Below are 11,777 nucleotides of genomic sequence, written 5' to 3' on the forward strand. Positions count from 1 at the left end.
CATTAGCCGCTTACCGCCAACAACAGGACACCGGCCAGAGCCGATCCGGCGAGCGTCGGCAGCATGCCGATCTTCAGCTTCAGGATGGCGATCATGGCGGCCAGGGAAAGCAGCGCCGCGCGCCAGTCGATCGACGAGAGTACCGGCACATTCATGCCTGGGCCTATCGTGTGAACCTCACGAAAAACGATATGCAAGGCAAACCACAAAGCGAGATTCATGATGACGCCGACGACGGCGGCGGTGATCGCGCCCAATGCGGCCGACAAGGCCTTGTTGCCGCGCAGGGCTTCGATGTAGGGCGCACCGAGGAATATCCAGAAGAAGCAGGGCGTGAACGTCACCCACAGTGTGAGCAGCGCCCCGAGCGACCCGGCAAGCAATGGGTCCAGCCCCCCGGGGTGACGGAACGCGGCGATGAAGCCGACAAACTGCAGCACCAGGATGAGCGGGCCTGGCGTGGTCTCGGCAAGCCCGAGACCATCGACCATTTCACCGGGGGCAAGCCAGCCGAAGGACTGGACGGCCGCCTGCGCGACATAGGCAAGCACCGCATAGGCGCCACCGAAGGTGACGACCGCCATAAGGCTGAAAAATCGGCCTATCTCGGTCCAGACGCTCGCGGAGCCGGTGAACCACCAGATCGCAAGGACAGGTCCGAGCCAGATCGGCAGCCAGATGGCGACAGTGCGCGGCGCATGCCATTTGGTCGGCGTGACATGGGCCAGTTCGCCGCGCTCGAACATCAGGTCGACCGCGCCCTTGATATCGGCAGTGTCGCCCTTGCCATGGGCGGAGCCGGAAAACAGGCCTGCAACAAGGCGGTCTCCCAGCCATCCTGTCAGGCCCGCCAGCAGGACGATGAGCGGGAACGGCACATTCAACGCATAGATGGCGATGAAAGCCGCGACCGCGATCGACACCATGACCGGGTTTTTCAGGGCGCGCCGTCCGATCCGGATCACCGCCTGGACGACGATGGCCAGCACCGCCGCCTTCACCCCGAAAAACAGCGCCTCGACGAGCGGCACGTCGCCATAGAGTGCGTAGAGAACGCTCAGGGCCAGCATGACGAGCGCGCCCGGCACGACGAACAGCATGCCGGCGACGAGGCCGCCGATCGTCCGGTGCAGCAGCCAGCCAATATAGATGGCGAGCTGCTGTGCTTCCGGGCCAGGCAGCAGCATGCAGTAGTTCAGCGCATGCAGGAAACGCTGTTCACCGATCCAGCGCCGCTCCTCGACCAGTTCCTTGTGCATCAAGGCGATCTGCCCGGCCGGCCCGCCGAAGCTGAGCAATCCGATTTTTGCCCAGAGCCTCAGGGCTTCGGCAAAAGTCGGTGCGGCCGGCACTTCGACGTTTACCCCGGCATCCTGCGGCACAAGAGCGCTCATGCTGGTTTACCCCCAGCTGCTCCTGGCCAATTGTGGGTTTCTTCGGTGGCGTCGCGGCACCAGCGGAAGAACGCGTCGTAGAGCAGCATGCCTGCTTCCAACTGCTCCAAATCGTCGCGAAACATGCGCGACAGGCCGAGCGATGCCGCCAGAAAGCCGGCGGCCTGGGGCACCAGATCGAGGCTTGCCGTGTCGGCGGCGCGCACGATCAGGGCAAGGCGATCGAGCGCCTCGGATTCCAGCCCGAACTCCTCGATCATCGTGTCGAAGGTGCAGCGATCGCCGCGATGGCTCCAGAACACATTGTCGATGTCGAAAGGCACGGCCTGAAAGCGGTCGGCGACAGCAGGCACTTCGGCCGCCTCGACGAACAGGAAGATCGCATGAGGATCGACGAAACGCCGGATCAGCCAGGGGCAAGCGATGCGGTCGACCTTCGGGCGCGATCGCGTCACCCAAATTGTACGGCCTTTTTCATCGCGCGGCGGCAATTTTTCGGTGCGGACCAAAAGCCCATTCGCGTCGCGCCAGGCTTCGAAGCCGCCTTCGAGGGATTCAGCGGAAATACCCTCATGCCGCAGCCATGCGGCTACGCCTTGCGAGAGTTTTTGACCTNCGCCTTCGAGGGATTCAGCGGAAATACCCTCATGCCGCAGCCATGCGGCTACGCCTTGCGAGAGTTTTTGACCTTTCTGACAGACGACCGAGACCTGGCTGCCGGCAAATTCGGAAGCCCAGGTCGAAACGGTTTTGAAATTGCGTCGGCCTGAGGCCGGCAGCAGGCGCTGATCGGCGTCGAAATCCTCATCGATGCGGACATCGATGATTGCGGGTGCACCCGGCAGACCGACCAGACGGGACAGTTGCGATACGGTGATAGCGGTTGTTGACGGCATGGCGTCCACCTCCTGATAGAGAAGCCTGGACGCGAACGTTGGGCTGACGCCTCACGGGGTCGTCGCGATGCACCCCTTGCCATGACAGTGGATTTGTCGGGCGCCCTTGTCAAGCATCGCGCACGGTCTCGGCCCGCCATCGACGCGCCACGCCAAACGAAACACGGCTGGCGACCTGGGTGACCAGGCCGCCAGCCGTCGATCCAACATCGGTGATTGTCGCCAGGAATAATCTATGACTATCCCTGGGAATAATCGATGATTGTCCCCGGAGCAGTCAACGATTGTCCCCGGAGCGATCAGGGATTGTCCCCGGAGCGATCAGTGATTGTCTCTGGGGACGCCGCTGGTGTGCGCGACATCCTGGTATTTCACCGCCGGCTTCAGCACCATTCCCTCGGAGAACTGGTCGACCATGCCGCGCTGGATCTCCTGCCACGGCGTCTGGTGCTTGGGATAGTGATAGCCACCATTGCTCTGCAGTTCGGCGCGGCGCCGCGTGATCTCGTCATCGGTGACCAGGATATCGGCGGTGCCCTTCCTGAGATCGATGCGGACGCGGTCGCCTGTCTTGAGCAGCGCCAGGCCGCCGCCGATCGCGGCTTCGGGCGAGGCATTCAGGATCGACGGCGAGCCCGACGTGCCCGACTGGCGGCCGTCACCGATACAGGCCAGTGCGTGGATGCCCTTCTTGATCAGGTAGGCCGGCGGCTGCATGTTGACCACCTCGGCGCCACCGGGATAGCCGACCGGGCCGGCGCCGCGCATGAACAGGATGGTGTGCTCGTCGATGCCTTGCGCCGGATCGTCGATGCGGGCGTGGTAATCCTCTGGGCCGTCGAAGACCATGGCGTTGCCTTCGAAGGCTTCGGGATCCTTCGGGTTGGACAGATAGCGCTCGCGGAATTCCGGCGAGATGCCGCTGGTCTTCATGATCGCCGAATCGAACAGATTGCCCCGGAGGTTGATGAAGCCGGCATTGGCCTTCAGCGGCTTGTCGACGCTGCGGATGACTTCGGCATTCTCGTTGGCGACCCCCTTGCAATTGTCACCGATCGACTTGCCGTTGACGGTCAGCGCATCGGGATGCGGCAACAGCCCGCCCTTCATCAGTTCGGCCACCACGGCCGGCACGCCGCCGGCATGATGGTAATCCTCGCCGAGATACTCGCCCGTCGGCTGCAGATTGACGATGAGCGGCACTTTGAGGCCGATCTTCTGCCAGTCGTCATTGTCGAGCGGCACGCCGAGATGGCGGGCAATGGCATTGAGGTGGATCGGCGCGTTGGTGGAGCCGCCGATCGCCGAGTTGACGACGATGGCGTTCTCGAAGGCCTTGCGCGTCATGATGTCGGACGGTTTCAGGTCTTCATGCACCATCTCGACGATGCGCTTGCCGGTCTCGTAGGAAATCTGGCCGCGCTCGCGATAGGGCGCCGGGATGGCGGCCGAGCCCGGGAGCTGCATGCCGAGTGCCTCGGCCAACGAATTCATCGTCGTGGCGGTGCCCATGGTGTTGCAATAGCCGGTGGACGGCGCCGAGGAGGCGACGATGTCCATGAACTCGTCATAGTCGATCTCGCCGGCCGACAGGCGCTCACGCGATTCCCAGACGATGGTGCCGGAGCCGGTGCGTTTGCCCTTGTGCCAGCCATTGAGCATCGGGCCGACCGACAGCGCGATGGCCGGAATGTTGACAGTGGCCGCCGCCATCAACAGCGCCGGCGTCGTCTTGTCGCAGCCGATGGTCAGCACCACGCCGTCGAGCGGATAGCCGTAGAGCACCTCGACGAGGCTGAGATAGGCAAGATTGCGGTCGAGGGCCGCGGTCGGGCGCTTGCCTGTTTCCTGGATCGGATGGCAGGGAAATTCGAACGGAATACCGCCCATCGAGACAATGCCTTCGCGCACACGCTTGGCGAGTTCGATGTGGTGCCGGTTGCAAGGCGAAAGGTCCGAGCCGGTCTGGGCGATGCCGATCAGCGGCTTTCCCGACATTAGTTCGGCGCGCGTCAGCCCGTAATTCAGGTAGCGCTCGAGATAGAGCGCGGTCATTCCCGGATTGTCAGGGTTGTCGAACCACTCTTGCGAGCGAAACTTTTTCTTCTTCGTGGGGGCGCCAGCCATCATGATCTCCGTATTTGTATGACAAATCGATATGACAACGCGCGGATGCAGGCAAGGGGCACGCGTGATCTGAACCCGCACTTTGGTGCGATAGACTTGTATCGACCCGCACGCTACGACCAATCCGACATCGGTGATCCGGGAGGTTTTGATGGCTTTGGTGATCGAGGGCGAGGAACGTATCGCCGCACCCATACAGAAAGTATGGGAAGCTTTGAACGATCCGGCGGTGCTCAAGGAGAGCATTCCCGGCTGCCAGAGCCTGGAGATGAAGTCGCCGACCGAGATGGCGGCGACGGTCGTCCTGAAGATCGGACCGATCAAGGCGACCTTCAATGGCGAGGTGACGCTGAAAAACCTCAAGCCGCCGCATTCCTACACCATCCAGGGCGAAGGCAAGGGCGGCATTGCCGGCTTTGCCAAGGGCGGCGCCGACGTGACGCTGACACCGGATGGGCCGGACGCCACCGTCCTGAAATACGCGGCCAAGGCCGATGTCGGCGGCAAGATCGCCCAGCTTGGCAGCCGGCTGATCGAGTCGACCTCGAAGAAGCTGGCCGGACAATTCTTTTCGACATTCGGCGAGAAGGTGGGCGGCTAGGCCCTCCCCCTTGAGAATCACTCGAAGACGATGTTCGGCACCGCTGCTTCGGCGGCGCCACGCTCCTCGTTGACCCGATCCCAGACCTTCGAAGCAATATCGCGATAAATTTTCGCCTCGGCGCTGTCGGGCTTCGACGCCACCACCGGCGAACCTTCGTCGGAGCTTTCGCGAATGCCCATCTCCAGCGGCACTTCGCCGAGGAAGGTGACGCCGAGGCGCTCGGCCTCGCGGCGTGCGCCGCCATGGCCAAAGATGTCGTAGCGCTTGCCGGTGTCGGGCGCCAGGAAGTAGCTCATGTTCTCGACGATGCCGAGCAGCGGCACGTCAACCTTCCTGAACATGTTCAGCCCCTTGCGGGCATCGATCAGCGCCAGGTCCTGCGGCGTCGAGACGATGACGGCGCCGGCCAGAGGCACCTGCTGAGCCATGGTCAGCTGGGCGTCGCCGGTGCCGGGGGGCATGTCGACGACAAGCACGTCGAGCCGCCCCCATTCGACCTCGCGCAGCATCTGCGTCAGCGCCGACATAACCATCGGGCCGCGCCAGATCATCGGTGTCTCCTCGTCGACGAGGAAACCCATCGACATCACCTTCAGCCCATAATTCTCCATCGGCTTCAGGATCTTGCCGTCGACCGTCTGCGGCCGGCCGTGAATGTTGAGCAGCCTGGGCATTGACGGACCGTAGATGTCGGCATCGAGCACGCCGACGCGCAGGCCGTTGGCGGCAAGGCCAAGCGCGATGTTGACGGCGGTGGTCGACTTGCCGACGCCGCCCTTGCCGGAAGCAACGGCGATGATCGCCTCAATGCCGGGCACGCCGCGCTTGCCATGGCTGTGCGAGGCGGGAGCCTGTGGGGCAGCGCGTGGTGAGGCAGCGGCGGGCGGAGCCGATGGTGCCGGCCTGGCAGCGGGACGCGCCGGAACCGGCGCCTCCATGCCGCCGCCCTTCTTTTCGGCCGTCAGCGCGACGACGGCGCCGGCGACACCGGGGATTGCCTTGACGACACGCTCCGCGGCGGCGCGCAACGGCTCCATCTCCTGCGCCCTGGCAGCAGGAACCGTGATCGAGAAGAACACTTTTGCGTCGGCGATGAAGATCTCGGAGACCATGCCGAGATCGACGATATTGCTGGTGAAGTCAGGCCCATTGACCGTCTTCAGGCGCTCGGTGACGATTTCCTTGGTAACGGACATGATCTTTTCCTCGGCGTTCGGCCCCTCAGATAGTGTAGTTTTCGGGCAGAACCAAGCAGCCGCCTCGACGCACCCCTTGACGCCTCCTTGGCTGATGCGAACGAGAGCCGCGGCGGGCACAAGTCGCCAAGCATGGCGCGCGACCTATTTCAATGAGCATGAGGGAAGACAATCAGGGAAGGATAGAGATCATGCTCGAAAACAGCAACGCCACGGCCAACATCGCGGTGAAGGACCTGGCGAGAGCAAAGACCTTTTATGAGGGAACGCTGGGCCTCAAGCAGGTCGACGACATGGGTGGCGAACTGATCGTCTACAAAAGCGGCGGCACGTTCATCAACGTCTATCATTCACAATTTGCCGGGACCAACAAGGCGACGGCGGTGACCTGGACGGTCGGCGATCAGATCGAGACTGTCGTCAAATCGTTGAAATCGAAAGGCGTTGCCTTCGAACACTACGAAATGCCCGGGCTGACGATCGAGGGCGACGTCCATGTCGGCCAGGGCATGAAGGTCGCCTGGTTCAAGGATCCGGACGGCAACATCCTCAATCTTGTGAGCCAGTAGACCGCATCACGATTGGCGGGGGCTCCGCGCGCCGCGATGTTGCCTCAACCCGCCAGGTTGACGGCAAAATAAGTAAGAGCCGAAATCGCCGCCGTCGCCGGCAAGGTGACAATCCAGGCGATGACGATGTTGCCGGCAAGGCCCCAGCGCACGGCCGAGACGCGGCGGGCGGCGCCGACGCCGATGATGGCACCGGTGATCGTATGCGTGGTCGATACGGGAATGCCGAGCCAGGTGGCGGCGAACAGCGTAATGGCACCGCCGGTCTCGGCGCAGAAACCCTGCATCGGATTCAACCGGGTGATCTTCGAGCCCATCGTATGGACGATACGCCAGCCGCCGAACAGCGTGCCTAGCGCCAGCGCCGACTGGCAGGTAAGGACGACCCACAGCGGCACGTAGAATTTCTCGCCGAGCATGCCTTGCGAATAGAGCAGCACGGCGATGATGCCCATGGTTTTCTGGGCATCGTTGCCGCCATGTCCGAGCGAATAGAGCGAGGCGGAAAAGAACTGCAGCACGCGGAAGGTGCTGTCGACGGCAAACGGCGTCTGGCGCACGAACAGCCACGAAACCACGAGGATGAGGACGAGCGCCAGGACAAAACCCGTTGCCGGCGACAGGACGATCGCGGCGACCGTCTTGCCGAGCCCCGACCAGACGATGGCGCCGACGCCCGCCTTTGCAACGCCGGCGCCGACCAGCCCGCCGATCAGCGCGTGCGAGCTGCTCGACGGGATGCCGGCGATCCAGGTGACGATGTTCCAGACGATGGCGCCGACGAGAGCCGAGAAGATCACCGCCGGCGTGACGATGCTGACGTCGACGATGCCCTTGCCCACGGTTTCGGCGACATGGAGGCCGAAGAACATGAAGGCGATGAAATTGAAGAAAGCCGCCCAGAACACCGCATAATGCGGCCGCAGCACGCGCGTGGAGACGATCGTGGCGATGGAGTTGGCCGCGTCGTGCAGGCCGTTGAGAAAATCGAAGAACAGTGCGACGGCGACAAGGCCGGCCAGCAGGGGAAAGGCTATGGTGGCTTCCATCGCCTAGACGTTCTCGATGACGATGCCGCTGATCTCGTTGGCGACGTCCTCGAAACGGTCGACCACCTTCTCGAGCTGGCCATAGATCTCGCTGCCGATCAGATAGGCCATAGGGTCGCTGCTGCCGTGTTTCCTGAACAGGTCTTTCAGCCCCTGCTCATGCAGATCATCGGCCCGGCTTTCGACGCGCATGACTTCTTCGGCGATGGCGTTGAGGCGCACCGTGTGGGTGCCGACCTTGGCGAGCAGCGGGATCGCCTCGGCCACCAGCTTGGCGGCAGCGACAATGACGCCACCCATTTCCTGCATCAGCGGGTCGAATTCCTTCTTTTCGAACAGTCTTACCGTCTTGACCGTCTTGTGCATCATATCGATGGCATCATCCATCGACTGGATCAGGTCCTTGATGTCGCCGCGATCGAAAGGCGTGATGAAGGAGCGCCGCACGGCAAGCAGGACTTCGGCGGTGATGTGGTCGGCCTCGTCCTCGAGATCGACGATCTTCTGGCACCAGCGATCGATATCCTTGCCCTGGAGGAGGAGCTGCAGCGCCTCCGCGCCGCCGACCACCGTGCGGGAATGCCGCTCGAACAGATCAAAGAAGCGATCTTCGCGCGGCAGCAGCTTGCGGAACCAGCCCAGCATGTCAGTCTCCCATCCCGGCCGGTTCACGACCGTTTTACTGACATAGCGCCGCATGGCGCCGCGGGAAACCGTAAGCCGGCTGAAAAGATGTGGATGCGGAGCGTTATGCATATCGCTTGCGGCAAAGGACAAATTGCCCGAGCCTGTGTGACGACCGGAAGGATGGCATGATCGACAAACTCGAATTCTTCATCGCGCTGGCCAAAGAAGAGCATTTCGGCCGGGCGGCGGAAGTGTGCGGTGTCACCCAGCCGACGCTTTCGGCCGGAATCAAGCAGCTGGAAGGCCAGCTCGGCGTCATGCTGGTGCTGCGCGGCTCGCGCTTCCAGGGCCTGACGCCGGAAGGCAAGCAGGTGCTGGTTTGGGCGCGACGCATCGTTGGCGACTCAAGGATCATGCGCGAGGAAATGCGCGCGGCGCGCCACGGCCTTGCCGGCCGCATCCGCATCGCCGCCGTCCCGACGGCGCTGGCCATGGTGGCGCGGCTGACGACGCCGTTCCGCGAAAAGCATCCCGGCGTCACTTTTTCCGTCCTGTCGCGGACGTCGATCGAGGTGCTGACGCTGCTCGGCAATTTCGATGTCGATGCCGGCATCACCTATCTCGACAACGAGCCCCTTGGGCGGGTGACCAGCGTGCCGCTCTATGACGAGCGCTACCAGCTGATCACGGCGGTCGGAAATCCCTATTCCGACCGCGACAAAGTGACGTGGGCCGAGATCAGCCATCTGCCGCTTTGCCTGCTTACGCCGGACATGCAGAACCGGCGCATCATCGACCAGCATCTGGCGGAAGCCGGCGTACAGGTGCGGCCGACGCTGGAATCCAACTCTATGATCGTGCTGTTCTCGCATATCCGGACCGGCAAATGGTCATCGATCATGCCGCTCAACCTCGCGGAAACATTCGGCTTTTCGGAGCCGATCCGGGCCATTCCGATCGTCGAACCGGATGCCAGCCATACCGTCGGACTGGTGGCGGCGCCGCGCGAGCCGCACACGCCGCTGGTGCAGGCGCTGCTGGACGAGGCAATGGCGCTGGCAGACGATTTCCGCGCCCATCGCTAGGCTAGGAATGCCGTGAGAAGACGCTTGATAGAAAATTTCTATCGAACGACGAAACCGCTTTATTGATTTCGGAGGTTTCCTCTGATTTCTTAAGCACTTAGCGATTTTGCGCCTTATGCATGTCGTTGCCCCAACACCGCTTCGCATTTTTGGGCGACATGCATAGGAAAGCCACGACCAGGGAGGGCGCTGCATGACGATGCAGCCTGCAAATACCGAAATTGCATCGCGCACGGCCGCGATCGTCCAGGAGTTGAAAGGCCTCGAAGGCCCGCTGCTGCCGATCCTGCACGGCATCCAGGAGGAATTCGGCCATGTGCCGCATGATGTGCTGCCCGTCATCGCCGACGGGCTGAACCTCTCCAGGGCGGAGGTGCATGGCGTCGTGACCTTCTATCATGATTTTCGTGCCCGGCCGGCCGGCCGGCATGTGCTCAAGCTTTGCCAGGCGGAAGCCTGCCAGTCGATGGGCTCGGATGCTGTCGCCGCCAAGGTCAAGCAGCTGCTCGGCATCGATTTCCATGAGACCACACGCGACGGATCGGTTACACTCGAGCCCGTCTATTGCCTCGGGCTTTGCGCCTGTTCGCCTTCGGCAATGCTCGACGGCGAGGTGATAGGACGGCTTGACGACGACAAGATCGACGAGATCGTCGCCGAGGTGCGCTCATGATCCCCCGCATCTACATCCCCGGCGATTCCGGCGCGCTGGCGCTGGGCGCCGAAAAGGTCGCCAAGGCGGTCCGCGCGGAGCTCGCCGAGCGCGGGATCGAAGCCAAGATCGTGCGCAACGGCTCACGGGGCGCCTATTTCCTCGAACCGATGGTCGAGGTCGCGACCGCCAACGGCCGCGTCGCCTACGGTCCCGTAAAGGCTTCCGACGTCAAGAGCCTGTTCGACGGCGGCTTCCTCACCGGCGGCCATCACAAGCGCTGGCTGGGCTCGCCGGACAAGATCCCCTTCCTGGGCAAGCAGACCAGGCTGACCTTCGCGCGCTGCGGCATCAACGACCCGCTGTCGCTCGATGCCTATAAAGCGCTCGGCGGACTGAAGGGCCTGCAGAACGCGGTGGCCATGGCGCCCGCCGAAATCGTCAAACAGGTGACGGAGTCCGGCCTGCGCGGCCGCGGCGGCGCAGGCTTCCCGACCGGCATCAAGTGGAAGACAGTGCTGGATACGACGGGTGACCGCAAATACATCGTCTGCAACGCCGACGAGGGCGACAGCGCCACTTTCGCCGACCGCATGATCATGGAAGGCGACCCCTTCGTGCTGATCGAAGGCATGACGATCGCCGGCATCGCCACCGGCGCGACCAAGGGTTTCGTCTATATCCGCTCGGAATATCCGCATGCGGTGGCTGTCGTGAACAAGGCCGTCGAGGTCGCCCGCAAGGCCGGCGTGCTCGGCGTCAACGTGCTGGGCTCGCCCAACGCCTTCGACATGGAGATCCGCGTCGGAGCCGGCGCCTATGTCTGTGGCGAGGAAACCTCGCTCTTGAATAGCCTCGAAGGCAAGCGTGGCGTGGTGCGCGCCAAGCCGCCGCTGCCGGCCATCCAGGGCCTGTTCGGCAAGCCGACGGTGATCAACAACGTCATCTCGCTGGCCTCCGTCCCGGTCATCATGGACAAGGGCGCCGCCTTCTACAAGGATTTCGGCATGGGCCGCTCGCGCGGCACGATCCCGATCCAGATTGCCGGCAACGTCAGGAATGGCGGCCTGTTCGAAACCGCCTTCGGCCTGACGCTGGGCGAGATCGTCGACGATATCGGCGGCGGCACGGCCACCGGCCGGCCGGTGAAGGCCGTTCAGGTCGGCGGCCCGCTCGGCGCCTATTTCCCGCGCGCGCTGTTCGACACCCCGTTCGACTACGAAGAATTCGCCAAGCGTGACGGGCTGATCGGCCATGCCGGCATCACCGTCTTCGACGACACCGCCGACATGCTGAAGCAGGCGCGCTTCGCCATGGAGTTCTGCGCCATCGAAAGCTGCGGCAAGTGCACCCCTTGCCGCATCGGTTCGACGCGCGGGGTGGAGACCATCGACAGGCTCGCCGCCGGCATCGAACCGGAAAAGAACCTCGCTCTGGTCACCGACCTCTGCAACACGATGAAGTTCGGATCGCTCTGCGCGCTGGGCGGCTTCACGCCCTACCCGGTGATGAGTTCGATCACCCATTTCCCCGAGGATTTCAAGCCGGCGCCCGCGCGCGTGGCTGCTGAATAGGAGC

The 11,777-nt window shown here is 63.2% G+C and carries 11 protein-coding genes; 5 read left to right on the forward strand and 6 right to left on the reverse strand.

Going from position 1 to position 11,777, the window contains the following annotated elements:
* Positions 1–2: 2 nt before the first annotated feature.
* The 3 genes from chrA to X741_RS165910 form a co-directional block, all read right to left on the reverse strand.
* Positions 3–1,394 carry a chromate transporter gene (gene chrA, locus X741_RS165920; protein ID WP_023775750.1) on the reverse strand — a complete coding sequence of 464 codons (1,392 nt, stop codon included), beginning with the start codon at positions 1,392–1,394 and terminating at the stop codon, positions 3–5.
* Positions 1,391–2,290 carry a sulfurtransferase/chromate resistance protein gene (locus X741_RS165915; RefSeq protein ID WP_023775751.1) on the reverse strand — a complete coding sequence of 300 codons (900 nt, stop codon included), beginning with the start codon at positions 2,288–2,290 and terminating at the stop codon, positions 1,391–1,393. Before X741_RS165915 ends, chrA begins: the two co-directional genes overlap by 4 nt.
* A 321-nt stretch (positions 2,291–2,611) precedes the next feature.
* The gene (locus X741_RS165910; protein WP_023775752.1) at positions 2,612–4,417 is read right to left on the reverse strand and encodes an IlvD/Edd family dehydratase; all 1,806 of its coding nucleotides are present in this window, start codon (positions 4,415–4,417) and stop codon (positions 2,612–2,614) included.
* A gap of 151 nt (positions 4,418–4,568) precedes the next feature.
* Here X741_RS165910 and X741_RS165905 point away from each other — a divergent pair, with 151 nt between their 5' ends.
* A complete protein-coding gene (locus X741_RS165905; protein WP_023775753.1) occupies positions 4,569–5,018 on the forward strand; it encodes a carbon monoxide dehydrogenase subunit G in 450 nt (149 codons plus the stop codon).
* A gap of 17 nt (positions 5,019–5,035) precedes the next feature.
* On the opposite strand, the gene X741_RS165900 is transcribed toward X741_RS165905, so the two are convergent.
* Complete coding sequence (locus tag X741_RS165900) at positions 5,036–6,220, reverse strand: Mrp/NBP35 family ATP-binding protein (protein WP_245272629.1); 1,185 nt, start codon at positions 6,218–6,220, stop codon at positions 5,036–5,038.
* Between the two features lie 188 nt (positions 6,221–6,408).
* Between X741_RS165900 and X741_RS165895 the strand changes: the two genes are divergently transcribed.
* The gene (locus tag X741_RS165895) at positions 6,409–6,786 is read left to right on the forward strand and encodes a VOC family protein (protein ID WP_023775755.1); all 378 of its coding nucleotides are present in this window, start codon (positions 6,409–6,411) and stop codon (positions 6,784–6,786) included.
* Positions 6,787–6,830: 44 nt separating this feature from the next.
* Here the strand turns inward: X741_RS165895 and X741_RS165890 are convergent, their stop codons facing one another.
* Positions 6,831–7,835, reverse strand: coding sequence for an inorganic phosphate transporter (locus X741_RS165890; protein ID WP_023766364.1), 1,005 nt, complete (start codon positions 7,833–7,835; stop codon positions 6,831–6,833).
* A 3-nt stretch (positions 7,836–7,838) separates the two neighbouring features.
* Complete coding sequence (locus X741_RS165885; RefSeq protein ID WP_023775756.1) at positions 7,839–8,480, reverse strand: DUF47 domain-containing protein; 642 nt, start codon at positions 8,478–8,480, stop codon at positions 7,839–7,841.
* 167 nt (positions 8,481–8,647) lie between these two features.
* On the opposite strand from X741_RS165885, the gene X741_RS165880 reads away from it, so the two are divergent.
* The 3 genes from X741_RS165880 to X741_RS165870 all read left to right on the forward strand — a co-directional run bounded on the left by X741_RS165880 (position 8,648) and on the right by X741_RS165870 (position 11,773).
* Positions 8,648–9,547 carry a LysR family transcriptional regulator gene (locus X741_RS165880; protein ID WP_023775757.1) on the forward strand — a complete coding sequence of 300 codons (900 nt, stop codon included), beginning with the start codon at positions 8,648–8,650 and terminating at the stop codon, positions 9,545–9,547.
* A 193-nt stretch (positions 9,548–9,740) separates the two neighbouring features.
* Positions 9,741–10,220 (forward strand): formate dehydrogenase subunit gamma, encoded by a 480-nt coding sequence (locus X741_RS165875; RefSeq protein WP_023775758.1) that lies wholly within the window; start codon positions 9,741–9,743, stop codon positions 10,218–10,220.
* Complete coding sequence (locus X741_RS165870) at positions 10,217–11,773, forward strand: NADH-quinone oxidoreductase subunit NuoF (protein WP_023775759.1); 1,557 nt, start codon at positions 10,217–10,219, stop codon at positions 11,771–11,773. Before X741_RS165875 ends, X741_RS165870 begins: the two co-directional genes overlap by 4 nt.
* Positions 11,774–11,777: the final 4 nt, after the last annotated feature.

It is taken from the genome of Mesorhizobium sp. LNHC221B00 (genome assembly GCF_000502935.1).
Lineage (GTDB): Bacteria > Pseudomonadota > Alphaproteobacteria > Rhizobiales > Rhizobiaceae > Mesorhizobium > Mesorhizobium opportunistum.